Below are 18,951 nucleotides of genomic sequence, written 5' to 3' on the forward strand. Positions count from 1 at the left end.
TTATTTCCCCCTATATATTAAATTCAAATTTACTTTTTTCTTTTAAAAGTGAAAAAACTCCAACTGCATTTGCAATAATCATGCCGTCTTCATCAAAAGCCTTCGATTCCACATATTGTATTCTATTTTTTGAATCTACTATATTAGCAGTAGCGAAAATTGTCTTTCCAAATTCGGCCGGATTAATAAAGTTTGTCGTCAGTGACACCGTCGTAACGAGATTTGGCTGTTGAGAGCGTAATGTAGTAGAAATTGCGACATCTAATAATGAAACAATCGCTCCACCATGTAAGGTATTATTAATATTTACTACTTCTTCGGTAACCATCATTTTCACACAAACTTCACCTTTTGCTAAGGAATGAAATGTGATACCAAGATTTTTCCAATAAGGAGAACTCTCGAAGTGGTCTTTGAGCCATTCCAAATAATCTGTTTCTGTTTTCATGAAATCTCATCACCCCTTGTTAATTTGACACCAAGTATGCAGATTCTAATACATCCCAAACAAGTAATCCATCGAGCGCTACTATTCCTTCTCCCTCACTCAGTACAACGATTGGATTAATATCCATCTCTTTTAATGTTCCATTTTGCTGATGAACAAAATCAGAAATTTTAACCAGTGTATCAGCAAATGCTTCGATATCTGACCTCTCTTGACCACGAGTGCCTAAAAGCATAGGATGCCCTTTCAATTCTTCAATCATTGAGTTTGCTCCCTCTTTGTCAATAGGGATGTGGCGTACCGAAATATCTTTTAATACTTCAATAAATATTCCTCCCAATCCACAAACAATGAAACTTCCGAACTGTGGATCGTTTTTTATTCCAATAAACATTTCTACACCACTATCATTTAACATTTCTTCAAGTAACACGCCTTGTATTCGTGCATCTGATTTATAATTTTTACTCGCTTCAATTATTTCATTAAACGCCTGTTTTGCTCCTTCAATATTTTGAATACCTAACTTAACTCCACCGGCATCTGTCTTATGCAAAATATCTTCGGAAATAATCTTTGCTGCTAAAGGAAATTTAAGGTTTTCCACATATCGTTCAATCTCTCCGACTGATCGGACCACTGTATTTTTAGGAACATTAATATTCAATTGATTAAGAAGTTCTTTTGACTTATCTTCAGTCCAAATGCGTGTTTTATATTCTGCTTTTACTAAATGACTAGGAATCGATGATTGCCTACTTAAATTGGACTTTTTGTTATAAAATACAGAAAGATCTGCTAAGTGTTTAACTGCCAACATCGTGTCGTAAGTCGTTTTATAAACCGGCACACCATTTTGGTGTAATACCTTCCTACCTTTACCAGTAAGTTCTTCGGTACCGGTCACTGTTACGATAATTGGTTTTTTCTCTCTTTTGTCAATTTCAACAATTTTTCTGCATATCTCTTCACCTAAAATTCCCCCGAAGGTTGTCTGGATGATGATTATATCTGTATTATTATCCTTCGCTAACGTTTCTACAGTATCGGTTAAAATATGTTGTTCTTTTAATGCTTGTGCTGTAATATCAATCGGATTCAATGCTGAACCATATGAAGGAATAGTTGCTTCGATTTTTACTTTTGATTCACCTTGTAACGGTTCAAGTATCAGACCGAATTCTTCACTGAAGTCAGCCATTGCAATTCCTGCTGCCCCAGAGTTGGAAATAGCTGCGAGCTTTATTCCTCCCGCCAATTTCCCTCTGGATAAAATTTGCAAGACATCAATCATTTCATCGATATCTTTTACAGTAATAATGCCGTATTGTTTAGCAATCACTTGAAATGTTTCTTTGGAGCCCGCTAAAGATGCTGTATGAGAAAGTGCCGCCTCTCTCCCAATTACAGAATTTCCAGATTTCAAAATGATTAATGGTTTTTTTAACTCTCTAGCACGTTTAGCTATATCAATAAGCTGCCTGCCGTTAGGAACTCCTTCGATATAAGCACCAATCACTTTAGTATCCTCATCTTCGAGCATAAACTCCATTGTGTCTAAAGTAGTGATACCCATTTCATTACCAGTATTTACAACATATGAGAATCCAAGATCCCTTTCTTGCGCCATACCAAATACAGAAAAGCCAAGCGCTCCGCTTTGTGAAACTAATCCAATATTCCCACTTTTGAAACCATTAGTGGACTCTAAAGATGTTGCGAATCCCATGGGAATACCTTCTTTTACATTTAAACATCCAACGCTATTTGGCCCAATAATACGAACATTATTTTCTAACGCAATTTTTGCCACTTCATCTTGGATTTTTTTTCCACTTTCCCCTATCTCGGCGAAGCCTGAGCTGAAAAGTAAAATATTCCGAACATCTTTTTCAATACATTCGTTCATTATTGCAAGTAGTCGTGAAGCAGAAACTGCAATTAGTACTAAGTCCACTTTACCAGGAACATCCAATATGCTGTCATAACATTTTAATCCTTCAATTTCATCATATCTTGGATTTACTGGATAAATTTTCCCTTTGAAATTACTTCGCATCAGATTTTTCATTGGCTTACCGCTAATTGAAGTCAAATCTTCAGAAGCCCCTATGATTGCAATCGATTCTGGATGAAAGAATTCTTTTAAATTTTTTGTATACATAAATAACCTTCTCCTTCATTTAAAGGTAGTTGTGAAATTAATGTTTATTAACCAAAAAACACAAAGGTAGTATTACCTCCAGTTTTACATTTTGTTATGTGGTTGACATTTCTAGGGTATTTTTTTTCTGTACTACAAGTCTTTGGTAAAGAAATATAAGTATGATTAAAGCAATGGCTATGATGTGAATAATTAATCCCGGGAAAAACATTGCAATTCCGGAAATACCCAACGTTAGCCGTACAACGGGATTTATTATCCCCCCACCTAATAGGTATCCTTCTAATGCCGAAGCAAGCACGAATACTCCTAATAACACGGATAATATAGCAATTACTGTTTCAAATATGGAGTCTCCCCGTCCAAGTAATATTGCCGGTTTGTAAACCATATAAAAAGGAACTATAAACTTAACCATACCTAGTTGGACTGCTTGAAATCCGGTCCTCATCGGACTAGCGTCAGCAATACTTGCGGTTGCAAAAGCTGCCAATGCAACAGGTGGCGTAATATATGAAACCGTTGCCCAATAGATTACAAATAAATGTGCTGCCATTGGATCAATGCCAACTGCAACAAGTGCTGGCGCCATTATTATGGCTAAAAACACATATACAGCGGATACAGTCATTCCCATTCCTAAAATAAAGCATGTAAGTGCTCCGCCAACTAAAATAAGAAACGTATTGTCTCCCGCAGCAGCGACTAATTCTCTTGAAAATGAAAATGAAACCCCTGTTGCTGATAATGCTCCTACGATAAAACCTACTCCAGCAATAATACAAACAATTTCGGATAATACTTTTCCTATCGCTTCAAACATTTCAAATATTTGTTTTTTACCCCATCTGTTTTCTTTTTTGATTATTGCGATTAGCACCAAAACAACACTCGCATAATAAGGTGCTTGCGCTTCAGAATTCAAAATTCCTAAAAAGGCAATTAATAAGACGAGTGCAAATAAATAATACCACCCATTCTTTAATGTTTTCCAAAGAGAAGGGATTTCCGATTCCGGCATCCCTTTTAAATTGTGTTTGGCTGCATGTCCATCGATTTGAATATATAACCCTACGTAGTATAAAACAGCTGGGATGACAGCCGCTAATGCTATTTGATAATAAGGTAGTCCAAGAAAGGAGGCCATAATAAACGCCGCTGATCCCATAATCGGTGGTGTAATTGATCCTCCAGTCGATGCAACTGCCTCGACCGCCGCAGCATAATGCGGTTTGTATCCTGACTTTTTCATTGCAGGAATTGTCATTGACCCGATTGTAACCGCATTCGATACCGCGCTACCACTTAACATCCCAAAGAATGCACTGCCTACAACAGCAACCTTCGCTGTTCCCCCTCGTGTTTTTCCAAACAATGATTGAGCGATATTAAAGAAGAAATCGCCACCTCCGGTACGAGTAATTACGATTCCAAAAACAAGAAATCCCAGAATTAAATTTCCTACTGATGAAAAGGCAATACCTAGGACACCATTGGAACTCATGATATGATTTCTTGCGGTTTCAAGAAAGTCATACGATTGACCTTGCAAAAGAGATATAGGTATATCTGAAGCAACAAGGGGATAAAGTGAGAACACTAGACAAACAATCGCAATTGCCGTCCCCCCAGTTCTTCGGAGTACTTCGAGAACAAGCACCCAAAAAAATATACTTAAAATGGTAGGTAATAATGGTGCAATCCAATCCCAGCCTTCTAATACAATCCTCTCTCCTTGCATTCCGAAATAGCCAGCTATCACGGCAGTAATTCCGAATAAAAGGATGTCATACCACGGAAGCCTGTCAGCATCATTTTTCTTAGCTGGAAAAAGTAAAAAGGCAATTGACATAAAGCAAGCCAATAAGTAATAAAGAAAAGAATTTTCCATTGGACTAATTCCAAATAGATTCAAATAAAATAGCATATTGATGGAAAGCGTTACACCGATTATTGTGAAAATAACAATAATAACTCTCCAAAAGTAGTTTAATCTACTCATCGCCAAATTCATCCACTCCAATCATTAATATTTTTATGAAATTAATATATGACTTGTATTATTTATAAAAGTTGAACAAGAAATTTTAGATTAATTATTTCCGTAGGTTTGAAACGTTTTTTTTCAAACCTACGAGTAAAATTTCACAAAAGCACGAAACTAAATTTCAACTTATATTCTATTTACATACTTATCTATTCACTGAACTAGTTCTTTCTTTCTTTCCAACCAATATTCCGGAAAATCCTTATTTGAAATTCCTTTCTCAACAGATTCGTCTACTACTTTATCCCAAGCTTCTTTTAATTTAAGATGTCTTTCGACCAATTGATCATTTTTAGCTTGTTTTTTATCATCCCAAAGACCTTTTTCTTCAAGGAACTTTATTGTACCTTCATGAAAAGGTATCCCACGTGGTTCATTTAGTACTTTATCCGTGTCGTATTCAACTAAATTCAATGCTGCATCTTTGTATTGGTCGAAATTTTCATCCATGGCTCTCAATAATTCATAGATGGTTTCAGAATCTTGATCCTCGTAACTAGCAATCAGGTACCCATGTCCCTGTAAAGTGATTTCACCCTCTAATCCTGGAATACCAGATTGACTTTTCGGAAAGAACCATGAAGCGACTTCTTGCACACGCTTCCATCCTTCAGTATCATTCTGATCCATATCAAGCCATTGAATACCGACCTTACTGTCAGCTTCATACATGGCGGAAGCTGTTGGATTAATAGAGGCTACATCAATTTTCCCTAAAACTAATGCGTCAGATTGGCCTGCATAAGAAGTTAATTCAATTAACTTTACGTCATCCAATGTTAGCCCAGCAAATGCTAACGTGGCTTCAGTTTTAATATTTATCGAAGAGTTACCGACAATCCACGGTACTTTTTTTCCCTTTAAATCACTAATTTTTTTGATATTTGCGTCCTTACGAACCGCGAACCCCGTTGAACTAGTTGGTGCCCACACCGCTCGCACGTTTTGAGGTCCCCAACTTGGGTCGACAAACTCTTCCATTGCTTCAAATGCAAATTGGATTTCGTCTCCTACTTTTCCAATCGATGCCGTTCCATCCCTTAAAGGTATCATCCTTCCAATACCAGTTGCTGAAGGTAACATTCTAATTTTAGTTCCACTTACTCCAGTAAGCATATTAGCAATGGCTGACATTTCTGAATAGCCACCTGACCCTACATCATATACACTCCATGTCATTTGATTTGGTAATGCATAAGTCTCCTTATCTACTTTAGTAGATGATAATTTCTTATTGTCTGTTGATTGTTTCGTATCACTATCGCAACCTCCTAGAAACAATAGTAGAAAAATAGTCAGTAGTAGAAATGTGGACTTTTTCAACATTTGTTTTCCCCCTTTTTAAAATTCAATATTGATCTACTCCTAAGCCGTGAAATAATTATTCACTTACTAGCAAATAACTACTCTAAACAATTTCATTTATCTCTACATTCACTCCATAATAATAACGCTTACATAGAACGCCCCCCTGCCACCTCCATCACAGTTACAGTAATCCCGATTGGATTGCATTCACAATCTCCCTTTTACGGTATTTATAAAATTCAGTCATTTATAGATATAGAGGCATATAAATTAGTAAATAGAAAGCCTATAGATCTATTTATTTTTGTTTTTTTACAAAAACATTACTCGGCAGTCATCTAAATATTTTGTATGCGAAATAATAATCCCTTTATATACAAATGAATTAATAATTACATTCTATTTGTTATGATTTTAATTTTACACATGAAAATTTTAAAGTCAATTGTTTTCTGAATATTAATTATTGTTAGTTTATTTTAACATCCTTCTCCTAGAGTTCCAGAATACTTTTTGGGTATAACCTCATATTATTAAAAACTACTGACTTTATTCGGAATGACTCCTTGTCAAAAGAGATTGATAATTTAAATATAAACGAGTTAATTTCATAATTGTGAGCCTTAGCGGTTCTAAGCGTAAAATGACAAGAAAATAGAGCACATCCCCAATCCTGTATAATGAGTGCTACGACACAAACATTAACAGACTGGAGAAATGCCCAATGCCTATTATACGACGAGAAAGCCTGTTTGATATGCAAGTTTTATATGACTTAGAACATCCCCATCGGTACAATTCGATTTTATCTGGTATTGATATCTGTGCTTAATAAAGGGGCTTCGAGGTGATTTTCGATTCAAGATTGACTGTGGCTTTCTCATTTTTGAAGATATTTCATTGGAAGCCTCTTTATTCCCGCATGATTACGTTGATCAGTGAATCGAATGTGCTAGGAATTGTTCAGGAAGGCATCTAATCTAGTTCAAATAACATACTGTGATTCAAACTGGCAACTGATAGACTAATTCAAATATTATACGCTTCTATGATTTTTTAAAAAGTACGCATTATGAAATTGATTCACGTGTAAATTAATATTATTTATTTAAAATACTTCAAATTCCATATTCAATTTACTAGATATTTTTTGAGCAGAGTCCTTAACTAAATCTATTAAAGGCTTAAGTTCTTCTATACTATATTGTGCAGACACACCTGCAAACGCTATGGACATCTCCACTTGATTATTAAAATTTATTATCGGAGCAGCAACCCCAAAGATTCCATTGATTGTTTCATTAAAGGAAATCGCATATCCATTTTTCTTCACTTCAAATAGTTCTTTTTTTAAATCTTCAACTTCTTTAAGATTGTAATCATTAACTCTTTCGTGAGATTTTAAACAATAATCCATATCAGCCTCATTGGCATACGCAATAATACATTTTCCATATGCTCCATCTAATAAGTCGAAATGTCGACCAACAGAAACCCTGACTCCAAAGTTGTCACCTTCCACTTTAGAAACAATTGTGGAACGGTTTCTCCCCACTCTGGAAACAAGAAAGCTAGTAATTCCTGTTTCGGCAGTCATTTTTTCAAGATATGAATTAATCAATGATAAATAATTTATATGTTCTTTTGCTCGTTCTCCCAACACAACAAGATATGGTCCTAGAGTATATCGCTTGGTTCGTTGTTCATATTTAACAACAGACAATTGTTGTAATTCATATAGTATCCTAAAACAAGTTGTTGGATTTAAATCTAAAGCATTTGCGATTTCTGTAAGCGTACTACTTTGGTATTTTTTTCTGCTTAATAATGTAATCAGCTTAAAAGCTGTATCGACTGCAGGAACCGAATACTTCTTTTTCGAATTTTCTTCATAATTCATATTTATTCACCCAAGTTCTTTCCTTCCAATATAGAAGTTCTATTATCAATAAAAACTATTATTACACAAAGATGGCTTCTAAGGAAATTAAGAAATATTTTAATTTTGAAGACTTTCAATAATTGTCGTAATAAGTGCAATTGCCCCACCATTGACATTCACTTATCAATGGCCATTCCAGCCGCTTTACTAATGGACAATGCTCTTGGATTACGGTAGATCATTCCTTCCACTTTTTCACCGAGAATATTTTAATTGTTTGACTTTTAAAAAACATAGAAGAAAGTATAAATGCCACTATAGAAATCATGAATAGGATACAAAATACGATAATATATTCATTATTACTAGGATAGATATCACTGATAAATGTAATCACTTTTCCTGATACCGTAACACCGATTCCACCACCGATATATTGAAATAATTGAAGAGTTCCGATTCCGGTGGTCAATTGGCTAGTTGGAAGCTTTTCAGTTAATATATTCGGCAAACTAGTTGTAATACAAACGAAACTACTACTTGAAACACTAAATGCTAGAATAATAAACATAATAGATGTATTTCCAAACAAACTCGCAATTATGCAAGCAATTGGCATAAAAAGGGTGCCAAAGAACATCACCTTTTTAGGGCCGAATTGATCGGCAGCCTTTCCTACCAAAATTGATACAACAGAGGCGATAAACGCCCCTGGAAATAATATAAGGCCAATTAATGCTGTATTTCCCACCTCATAAGACCTAGCTAAAATAAGTGGTAGCATAAATAAAATGGAAAAGTTAATGAAAAAGATAATAAATCCAATTCCTATGATTCTTAGAAATGATTTATCTTTTAACAATGAAGGTTGCATAAATGGAAACTCATGACGTTTAATATGAAGAAAGTAAAAAAACATCACTAAAATGGATAGTGGAATAAATATCCACGAGTAAGCAATACCATTTAATAACAACACAATGGCCGCAAAAAAAAGCAGCATGCCACTGAAATCAAATACTTCTTTAACTCCTATTTCAAATGGCAACAAAGTTAGATAAAATGGGATACCAATCAACGCTATTAAGGACACACCAAATAAGTATTCCCACCCTAAAAACTGGGTCAAGAGGCCTCCTGCAAGTGGGCCAAAACCAAAACCTAATGTCACGGCAGATGCCACTAGCCCTAACCGTTTCCCCCTTCTGTGAGAGGGGATATATTTTGTTGTTATGATAATGCTTAATGCAGAAATGGATGAAGCACCTAAAGCCTGAATTATACGTGCAGCTATTAGCAAGGGAAAAGATATAGCCAGCATCCCGATTAAAGAACCTACGCTAATTAAAACTAGACCAACTGTAAGTAGTATTTTAATTGGAATTAAAGATGAAAATTTACTATATAAAATAGCACTTAGAGCAAATAAAATCGAATAACTACTAACAATTAACGAGGCGGACCCAGCATTAATTTGAAATTGATCCGAAATATCAGGAAGTGCTACATTAAACATAGAAGTATTCATCACTGTAATTAAAGTATTTAAAAAAATTACTCCATATAAGATATTTTCATGTTTAATAAGCGGGGAGTCTTCTTTTAATTCACTTGATGTACAAGATGAAGTTTTGATTCACTTTCACCTCCCCTTTACTAATTAGTAATAAACTTAAAGGATAACCAATTGCTTTTGGTAGTTTTACATAGGAAAAAGCTTGTTTTTAATTCAATTACTTAATGTATTTTTCAGTAGCTAATCTAAACGAATTCTTCAAGGTTAATAGAATTTATCATTTACTATACATCGTGACCACACATGCACCACCAAGACCAAGATTATGCTGAAGTGCAATTTTTGCACCTTCTACTTGGCGTTTACCTGCCTGACCACGTAATTGCCAGACAAGCTCCGTACATTGAGCCAAACCGGTTGCTCCAAGCGGATGGCCTTTTGACATTAACCCGCCAGATGGATTCACTACATACTTACCTCCATACGTATTGTCCTGGTCGTTAATAAACTTCTCTGCTTCCCCATATCCACAAAGCCCCAAGCCTTCATACGTAATAACTTCATTTGGTGTAAAACAATCATGAAGTTCTAGTACATTAACATCTTCGGGACCAATACCTGCTTTTTCATATACTTGTTGCGCAGCATGCCAAGTCATATCCGCACCTACCAAATTCATTGGATTATCGTAACTTTCAATTGTGTCGGTTGTCATCGATTGTGCAACTATTTCTACTGCATCATGAATACCATGCTTACGAGCAAATTCTTCTGAACAAACAATTGCCGCAGCAGCTCCACAAGTTGGTGGACAAGCCATAAAACGAGTTAGATTTGGAAAAATAATTGGTGCATTCATTACTTCCTCAACTGTTAGTGGAGTATCAAAAAGTGAATAAGGATTATTTATTGCATGACTACGTGACTTTACAGCTACTTTTGCAAATATATCTGCATTTGGATTGTACTTATCTAAATATTCCTTTCCAGCCGTTCCAAACATTTTTATCGCCCTTGGACCCTCTGGTAGATCTGGTTTTAACTCGTTTAATCGATCTAGCGCCCATCCTAAAGGAGCGGTACGGTCATTCCAATTACTGCTCAAAGCACCCGGTCTCATTTCTTCAAAACCAAAGGCTAAAACACAGTCTAATGCGCCTGATTCTACTGCTTGTCGCGCTAGAAATAATGCAGTGGAACCTGAGGAACAATTATTATTAACATTAATAACTGGAATTCCTGTCATGCCAACTTGATAGAGCGCTGTTTGACCGCAAGTACTATCACCGTAAACATAACTTGCATATGCCTGTTGAATTTCTTTATAGTCAATTCCTGCGTCTTCTAAAGCACCCTTTATAGCTTTAGATGCCATCTTTTCATAAGGTTCATGTGTTCCAGGCTTTTTGAATTTCACCATATTAACTCCAATTACTTTTGCATTTCTACTCATTTCTATTTCCTCCTTTTTTGTATAACCTCTTATTACTTGTAGTCCTTTACCAATTAGCACACCGGGTTCACCTATTGATACTTCATTTGTTCCGTCTCAATATAGCCTATTTTTACATCTTTATTGGTACATTTTTAAGGATAGAAAGGATACTATCTTTTCATTTATAACCCCATACTTTTCGCAATAATGGTTTTCATAATTTCATTTGATCCAGCGTAAATGGGAGTAACAGCAATATCGCGGTAACGACGAGCGATTTTATATTCTTCCATATACCCGTAACCCCCGTGAAGCTGCATACATTCAGGAGCCATCTTTCTTGCATTATCTGAAATCCACCATTTGGCCATCGATACTTCTTTATAAATATCTTTTCCTTCCATATGTTTTACAATTAAATCATCTAAAAATGTTCGCCCTAATTGAACATGCGTTGCCATTTCAGCTAGTTTAAATTGAGTGTTTTGAAACTTACTGATCGGGTTTCCAAAAGCTGTCCGTTCTTTCACGTAGTCAAGTGTCATACTAAGCATATCTTCCGCTGCTACCTGAGCACCTACAGCAGAAACAATTCTTTCTTGTTGTAATTCTTTCATTAAATGATAGAATCCCTTGCCTTCTTCCCCAAGTAAACTGGTAGCTGGAACTCTTACATTTTCAAAAACCATTTCTGCCGTATCTTGACTGTGCATTCCGACTTTCTTGAGTTTTCTTCCACGAGAGAAACCAGGCGTATCGCTTTCAACTAAGAATAAGCTAATTCCCTTATGGGCAGGATTTGCTTTTGGATTTGTTTTAGCAACAACTACAATTAGGTCTGATTGAATACCATTCGAAATGAATGTTTTTTGACCGTTTATAATATAGCTATCTCCATCTTTAATCGCTGTTGTACTGATTGCAGCTAAATCGGATCCTGCTCCAGGTTCCGTCATGGCTATTGCTGCAATAATCTCCCCGCTCATACAGTCAGGTAAATACTTTCTCTTTTGTTCCTCTGTTCCAAAACTATTAATATAAGGTCCGACGATACTACTATGAACACCAATACCCCCTAAACCTGCACCTATTCGTGCCAACTCCTCAGTTAAAATAATCGTGAAAATAAAATCAGCACCAATACCTCCATATTTTTCATCTACCCATGGACAAAGAAATCCGTTCTTGCCCAACTTCATCCAAAATGAACGTGGAACAAGTCGTTCTTCTTCCCACTGGTCAAAATAAGGAACTGCTTCTTTTTCAAGAAATCTTCGTAAAGAGTCCCGAAACATAATGTGTTCCTCTGTAAAATAAGACCGGTTTGTACTTTTTGCTTCTGCAGCTGTAACGTTTGTCATATTTATACCCCCACGTTTTGTCTTTTCCCATGACTTGTTTTTTCCTTTAGAATATTCCTATCCATTATTCTTCTTGTTATAACCCAAGACTTTTGGCAATAATGGTTTTCATAATTTCATTTGACCCAGCATAAATGGGAGCTACGGCTACATCTCGGTAACGGCGAGCGATTTTATATTCTTCCATATATCCGTATCCACCGTGAAGCTGCATACATTCAGGAGCCATCTTTCTTGTATTATCTGAAATCCACCATTTGGCCATCGATACTTCTTTATAAATATCTTTTCCTTCCATGTGTTTTACAATTAAATCATCTACCAATGTTCGACCTAATTGAACATGCGTTGCCATTTCAGCTAGTTTAAATTGAGTATTTTGAAACTTACTAATCGGGTTTCCGAAAGCTGTCCGTTCTTTCACATAGTCAAGTGTCATGTTAAGCATATCCTCAGCTGCTACCTGAGACCCTATAGCTGAAAGGATTCTTTCCTGTTGTAACTCTTTCATTAAATGATAGAATCCCTTGCCTTCTTCTCCAAGTAAACTAGTAGCTGGAACTTTTACATCTTCAAAAACTAATTCTGCCGTGTCTTGACTGTGCATTCCGACTTTCTTGAGTTTTCTTCCACGCGAGAAGCCAGGCGTATCACTTTCAACTAAAAATAAGCTAATTCCCTTATGAGCAGGATTTGCTTTTGGATCTGTTTTAGCAACAACAACAATAAGGTCTGATTGAATACCATTCGATATGAATGTTTTTTGACCATTAATAATATAGCTATCTCCATCTTTAATCGCTGTTGTACTGATTGCTGCCAAATCGGATCCCGCTCCAGGTTCCGTCATGGCTATTGCGGTCACAATATCTCCGCTAATACAACCAGGCAAATATTTCTTCTTTTGCTCTTCTGTACCAAAATTATTAATATAAGGGGCGACGATACTACTGTGAATACCAACTCCACCTAAGCCCGCTCCGATGCGTCCTAACTCCTCGTTTAAAATAATGGTAAAGATAAAATCGGCACCAAGACCTCCATATTCCTCGTCTACCCACGGACAAATAAATCCATTCTTGCCCATCTTCTTCCAAAATGAACGTGGAACAAGACGTTCTTCTTCCCACTGGTCAAAATATGGTACTGCTTCTTTTTCAAGAAATCTTCGTAAGGAGTCCCGGAACATAATATGCTCCTCTGTAAAATAAGAACGATTTACATTCTTTGTATCTACGACTGCTGCTTGTGTCATTTTTATACCTCCACGTATATTTTTATAGTATTGTTCGTTTCACGTTTTTTTATGTTTTTCACATGCCTCTTCCTCGGTTCATTCGCAGGTGCGCCGAACAATCTCTTTGCTTGCTAGGTAATCTCTAGTTCTTTAATTTTTAATTTTATTTTTCTCTTCATCTACTAAAATACGCCTTAGAACTTTTCCAACAGAAGATTTAGGTAACTCACTTCTGAATTCAATTAATCGTGGTACCTTATATCTCGCCATTCGCTCGTTACACCAGTTCAAAATTTCTTCTTCTGTAACTGTTTCCGTTTTTCTAATTACAATAACTGCTTTAACAGTCTCTCCTCGATAAGAATCGGGAACGCCAAATACACAAGCCTCTAAGACCGCTGGATGCTGATAAATCACTTCTTCAATCTCGTTTGGGTATATATTATAACCACTAGCAATAATCATGTCCTTTTTTCTACCGACTACATAGAAAAAACCATCGTCATCCATATACGCTATATCGCCGGTATACATCCATCCATTACGTAGTGCATGCTCGGTTTCTTCAAGATTTCTCCAGTAACCATTCATGACTTGAGGCCCTTTAATAATTAGTTCTCCTGTTTCACCATTGGGCATTTCTTTTGTTCCTGTTTCAATATCCATAATTTTAGAATCTGTATTTGGCAGGGGCACCCCTACACTGCCAATCTTACTAATAGCACCTGGTGGAGTTCGGTGCGTTATTAGCGTTTCTGACATACCAAACGCTTCATAAACACGTGCTTTAGTTTTTTGCTTAATTGCGTCCATGACTTCAACTGGCATAGGTGCCGTGCCACTCGCACAAATCTTAAAACTTTCTAGATCACTATCTCTTAAATCTGGATAATTCAAAAGTGCGATGTATATTGTAGGATTACCAGAAAATATTGTTGGACGATGTTTCCGAATTAGTTCTAATGTTGCTTCTAACTGAAATCTTCTTACCGCAATATATGTGGAAGCAATTAAAATAGATTGATTTAAGTTAACAATTCCCGCTATATGAAATAATGGTGATAAACCAAACGATCTTTCACCTGGAATCTGAAGTTCGTTTTTTTGAAACGTTACCGATTGGAAAACATTCGTAAGCAGATTAGCATGAGTAAGCATTACTCCTTTAGATCTGCCTGTCGTTCCCCCCGTGTACTGAAGCAATGCAGTATCTTCTTCTGGATTAATGTCTAATTGTGGGAGAAAGTTGTTTTCTTCCTTTATCCACTCATGAAGATTATTAATGTGTACTTGACCCCGATCTGCAGTAATGATGGTTAACTTATCGGTACTACCAAATTCCGTTAGTTTATACTGTTGCTCTTCAAAGCTAATAAACCACTTGGACTCAGAATTTTGTAAAATATATTCCAATTCTTGTGACTGGTACATGGGATTTACTTGACACACAATTCCCCCCAACCGATGAACTGCAAAATAAGCAATGATATATTCGGCACTATTTGGTAACATGATTGCCATTCTGTCACCTTTTCGAAATCCTCTGTTATAGAGTGCCGCGGCAAAATAGTCGGATGCATTCTTTAACTCGGTATAGGTGAGCTCTTCGTTACCGTCAATAACTGCCTTATGAAATGGATATTTCTCAGCTGTACGTGCTAATAGTTCGTATAAAGAAATAGTAGGTAGTTCAATTTTTTCCGGAACATTTTCTGGATAAAACGAATACCAAGTTCTATTCATTTCAATTTTCCTCCTTGTATTTAAATAGGGTTTGAAGTAAAGAGAAGATTGCGACATTTATTTTTACTATTAATTACAATAGACTTAGCAGCAGTAACCTCTCCTGCTAAAATTGTAATTTGCCGCCGAACTGCTTGAAACTTCCCAATCAGTCGTCCAAATTGAACTCCTTGCTTCGAGTAGGTAACCGTTAGTTCAAATATTCGTTCAGTGCCCCAGTCATTTGCGTCAGAACGTTAATTTAAGAATGCTTCAATTCTTTTAATAGCTCATCTGTATGTTCTCCATGTTTCGGAGAAGGGGTTGAATGTTCAAGTAAAGAATATCCGTTGTTATAACGAGTAGAAACATATTTAAGAGCCCATCGCTCTTGGATGAGGTTTCTATTTTTATAATAAGGATGGTCTGCGATTTCTCCAGATTCCAACACTGGAGCCATGCAACAGTCTACCTGTTGTGAAAAAAGCGTCCATTGTTCCAAGTTCCGACTTAAAAATACATTTTTCATTTCCTCATAAACTTGATTTGTCTCAACTGGAGCGGAAAGATGCGCTGGTATCCATTCTTCTTTATCCATGGCTAGACAAAAATTTTCCCAAAACTTTGGTTCAAGTGCACCAAGACTTATAAATCGGCCATCTTTCGTTTCATAAATGGAATAAGATATGAGCTTTTTATGCAATCTTTCAACTCCATTTTTTTGCCCAGTTGCTGACTCTATTAATATATGATTTGTCATAAGTGAAGACATTAAATCCGCTAAAGCAATATCAAGATAAGATCCTTTACCTGTTCTTTCTTTCTGTAAAAGTGCTGCAACAATTGATTCACTAGCTGTAACAGCACCGACTAAATCTGCAAGCGTTGTACTAGGAAATACAGGTCTTCCAGTATCGTCTTTAAACTGCGCAAGAACTCCACTTAGTGCCATGTAATTTATATCGTGGCTGCCTAAATGACTCATCTCACCTTCTTGACCATAACCAGATAATGAACAATATACAATGTCAGGCTTCTCTTTGATGATTTCTTCATAACTAATACCTAACCGCTTTACGACACCTGGACGAAAGCTTTCAATTACAACATCTGCTTCCCTGATTAATTTCCTCGCTTTTTGCTGTTCAGAAGGGTCTTTCAAATTTAGTATGACACTCTTTTTATCTCTATTTTGGGCACGAAATACGTACCGATCTCCGCCATCTTTTTCAGGAGGAAATCGTGCAGGATCTCCACTAGGTGACTCAATTTTAATAATTTCAGCTCCCAAATCTGCCAAGCGTAATGTCGTATTCGGACCTGGTAGATATTGCGAAAAATCGATGACGCGTATACCCTTTAACATGACTTATCCATCCTTTTTTATAAATTCTTTAGATTATACTTTCTTGAATAAATGCTGAAGCTTTTTTGGCTTCAGCAACCATTTGTTTGATAAGTTCTTCAACCGACAGTACTTCTTGAATTAATCCGACTGATTGACCGCAAGACCAAATTCCCCCGTCTAAATCACCTTCAAAGTAGACATGCTTCGTTCTCTGTCCAGTAATTAATGGTAGCAACTCTTCAATCGATGTACCTTTAGTTTCTAAACGCTCTACTTCTTTACTTACTTCATTTTTTGCAACGCGTGAGGGACTTCCAATAGTTTTTTGAACGACAACCGTTTGGGTTTCATCTGCTGAAATCATCCATTTCTTCACATTGTCATGAATAGTAGCTTCTTTCGTAGCCATAAAACGAGTTCCCATTAATACGCCTTCTGCTCCAAACGCCAAAGCACCTACAAGTCCTCTTCCATCAGCAAACCCACCTCCTGCAATAACAGGTATCTTTACAGAGTCAATGACACGGGGCAGTGCAACCATTGTACCGACATCACTCATTCCTGGATGTCCTCCTGTCTCATTCCCGACGACAATTACTGCATCAACACCTAACCTTTCAGCTGTTATTGCATATTTTGCTCCGATAACTTTATGCATGACGATAAAGTTGTTATCCTTCAATAGCTTCATTAGTGGCTCTGGACTTTGTCCGCTCGTTTCAACGATGCGGACATTTTCCTGTATCATCACTTCAATAAATTCTTCATTAGGTGTAGCAGACTGACTTGGAAAAAGATTTAAGTTTACGCCAAATGGCTTTTTAGTTAACGCCTTAACTTTTCGAATTTCTTCACGTAACTTATCTGGTGATCCTTGAGTTTTTGATGTAATAATACCTAGCCCTCCAGCTTCAGAAACTGCTGCGGCTAACTCCGCTCTTCCAACCTGAAACATTCCTCCGCAAATAATTGGGTATTCAATTCCAAGTAATTCTGTAATTCTTGTTTTCATTTTATAGTCCTCCTATATTTATCCGTTTCTCGCAATACAACAGCTTTCATGTTTCCACCCACCTTTCTACTTTCTTTGATTAATCTGGAGCTTATTAAGTCACCCAAAGCAAAATTATTTCCATTACAGTCTTAAAAATAAATGAATATTCAGTTATTTTTAGTGTTATTACATTAATGATGGTAAATACAAAGCAATTTGTGGGAATAAAATTATCAAAAGTAGCGCTACAAACAAAACTCCGATAAAAGGAATTGAACCGACTAATACTCTATTTGAAGGGATACCTGAGTTCTCACTTACAATAAATAAGTTTATTCCGACAGGCGGTGTCACAAGTCCGATTTCCAATAACAATACAAGGACAATACCAAACCAAATTGGATCATATCCAAGTCCAATTATTAGTGGATATACTAAAGGAATCGTCAATAACATCGTTCCTATTAAGTCCATAAACATTCCCATGACAAGATAAAGAATAACAATCATTAACAATATTGCCCATGAAGGGAATCCAGTTGCTTCAATTGCAGTTATTATTTTGTTTCCAATCCTTGTAAAAGCAATGAAGTAAGAAAAGACGTGCGCACCAATGATAATCGCAAATATCATAGCTGAATTTTTTGTAGTCAGCATTAACGACTCAAAAACTGTCTTAATGTTTAACCTTCTCATGAGTAATCCAATCAAAAGTGCACCAAATGCACCAAAAGCAGCTGCTTCTGTAGCTGTTCCAATTCCCGTATAAATAATAAATAATACAAATAAAACCAATAGAACGACTGGCCAAATATTTTTCAAAGATAGCCATCTATCCTTCCAAGGATACTTTTCCGTTTTACTCTTATTTTTAAAGGACACCAATACAACAAAAATACACATAAGTAAGGCGATTAATATACCTGGGAAAACACCAGCCATCAGTAGTTTTCCGATTGAGTTTTCGGTCTGAATTCCATATAAAATGAGAGGAATACTTGGTGGAATCATCGCTGCCAATACTCCTGTAGCAGTAGCGACTAAGCCAGCCGAAAATTTATCCGAGTAATTGGCTTTTATCATTTGAGGAACCGCAATTTGAGACATTGCTGCGGTTGCTGCAATACTTGATCCTGATAATGTACCAAATCCTGCACTTGCTAAAACAGTCGCGACACCTGCCCCACCCGGTATATGCCCAATCCATTTAATGACACTATCAAATAATTCATCAGCAATTTTACTTTTAGAAATTAAATGTGCCATTAAGATAAATAAAGGAATAGCACTAAACGAGAAGCTATTCACACTTCGGTAAGCAGTCGTTGATAAAATACCTTGTAATGAGTCAAATCCTTGAACTAAAAAGATGCCTATTGAACCTATCGAAAGTAATACAAAAGCTATAGGCATCCCTATTAAAAGTAGAATAATTAATAACAACATTAAAATCCCGATCACCATCTGAGCACCTCTTTTTACGTTATTA

Annotated in this window: 14 protein-coding genes; all 14 read right to left on the bottom strand. The window is 36.3% G+C overall.

The features are described 5' to 3' along the window. Positions 1-10: 10 nt before the first annotated feature. Positions 11-448 carry a PaaI family thioesterase gene (locus tag ACIQYS_RS04985; RefSeq protein WP_402975759.1) on the bottom strand — a complete coding sequence of 146 codons (438 nt, stop codon included), beginning with the start codon at positions 446-448 and terminating at the stop codon, positions 11-13. A 19-nt stretch (positions 449-467) separates the two neighbouring features. Further along, on the bottom strand, positions 468-2,612 hold the full coding sequence (locus ACIQYS_RS04990; protein WP_402975761.1) for an acetate--CoA ligase family protein: 2,145 nt from the start codon (positions 2,610-2,612) through the stop codon (positions 468-470). 94 nt (positions 2,613-2,706) lie between these two features. Continuing rightward, entirely contained in the window at positions 2,707-4,614 is a 1,908-nt protein-coding gene (locus ACIQYS_RS04995) for a TRAP transporter permease (RefSeq protein WP_402975763.1), read from the bottom strand. A gap of 198 nt (positions 4,615-4,812) precedes the next feature. Next, positions 4,813-5,985, bottom strand: a complete 1,173-nt coding sequence (locus ACIQYS_RS05000) for a TAXI family TRAP transporter solute-binding subunit (protein WP_402975765.1) — start codon at positions 5,983-5,985, stop codon at positions 4,813-4,815. A gap of 1,090 nt (positions 5,986-7,075) precedes the next feature. Further along, the gene (locus tag ACIQYS_RS05005) at positions 7,076-7,867 is read right to left on the bottom strand and encodes an IclR family transcriptional regulator (protein WP_402975767.1); all 792 of its coding nucleotides are present in this window, start codon (positions 7,865-7,867) and stop codon (positions 7,076-7,078) included. A 220-nt stretch (positions 7,868-8,087) separates the two neighbouring features. Beyond that, positions 8,088-9,485, bottom strand: a complete 1,398-nt coding sequence (locus tag ACIQYS_RS05010) for an MFS transporter (protein ID WP_402976011.1) — start codon at positions 9,483-9,485, stop codon at positions 8,088-8,090. Between the two features lie 157 nt (positions 9,486-9,642). Then, positions 9,643-10,818 (bottom strand): lipid-transfer protein, encoded by a 1,176-nt coding sequence (locus ACIQYS_RS05015; RefSeq protein ID WP_402975769.1) that lies wholly within the window; start codon positions 10,816-10,818, stop codon positions 9,643-9,645. A gap of 164 nt (positions 10,819-10,982) precedes the next feature. Further along, a complete protein-coding gene (locus ACIQYS_RS05020) occupies positions 10,983-12,161 on the bottom strand; it encodes an acyl-CoA dehydrogenase family protein (protein WP_402975771.1) in 1,179 nt (392 codons plus the stop codon). A 76-nt stretch (positions 12,162-12,237) separates the two neighbouring features. Next, the gene (locus ACIQYS_RS05025) at positions 12,238-13,416 is read right to left on the bottom strand and encodes an acyl-CoA dehydrogenase family protein (RefSeq protein WP_402975773.1); all 1,179 of its coding nucleotides are present in this window, start codon (positions 13,414-13,416) and stop codon (positions 12,238-12,240) included. Between the two features lie 132 nt (positions 13,417-13,548). Further along, entirely contained in the window at positions 13,549-15,141 is a 1,593-nt protein-coding gene (locus ACIQYS_RS05030) for a long-chain-fatty-acid--CoA ligase (RefSeq protein WP_402975775.1), read from the bottom strand. Between the two features lie 20 nt (positions 15,142-15,161). Then, entirely contained in the window at positions 15,162-15,344 is a 183-nt protein-coding gene (locus ACIQYS_RS05035; protein WP_402976013.1) for an acyl-CoA dehydrogenase family protein, read from the bottom strand. A gap of 38 nt (positions 15,345-15,382) precedes the next feature. Further along, positions 15,383-16,486, bottom strand: coding sequence for a CaiB/BaiF CoA transferase family protein (locus ACIQYS_RS05040; RefSeq protein WP_402975777.1), 1,104 nt, complete (start codon positions 16,484-16,486; stop codon positions 15,383-15,385). 28 nt (positions 16,487-16,514) lie between these two features. Then, positions 16,515-17,480 carry an NAD(P)H-dependent flavin oxidoreductase gene (locus ACIQYS_RS05045; RefSeq protein WP_402975779.1) on the bottom strand — a complete coding sequence of 322 codons (966 nt, stop codon included), beginning with the start codon at positions 17,478-17,480 and terminating at the stop codon, positions 16,515-16,517. Between the two features lie 168 nt (positions 17,481-17,648). Further along, positions 17,649-18,926 carry a TRAP transporter large permease gene (locus ACIQYS_RS05050; protein WP_402975781.1) on the bottom strand — a complete coding sequence of 426 codons (1,278 nt, stop codon included), beginning with the start codon at positions 18,924-18,926 and terminating at the stop codon, positions 17,649-17,651. Positions 18,927-18,951: the final 25 nt, after the last annotated feature.

Source organism: Psychrobacillus sp. NPDC096426 (assembly GCF_044762745.1).
GTDB lineage: Bacteria > Bacillota > Bacilli > Bacillales_A > Planococcaceae > Psychrobacillus.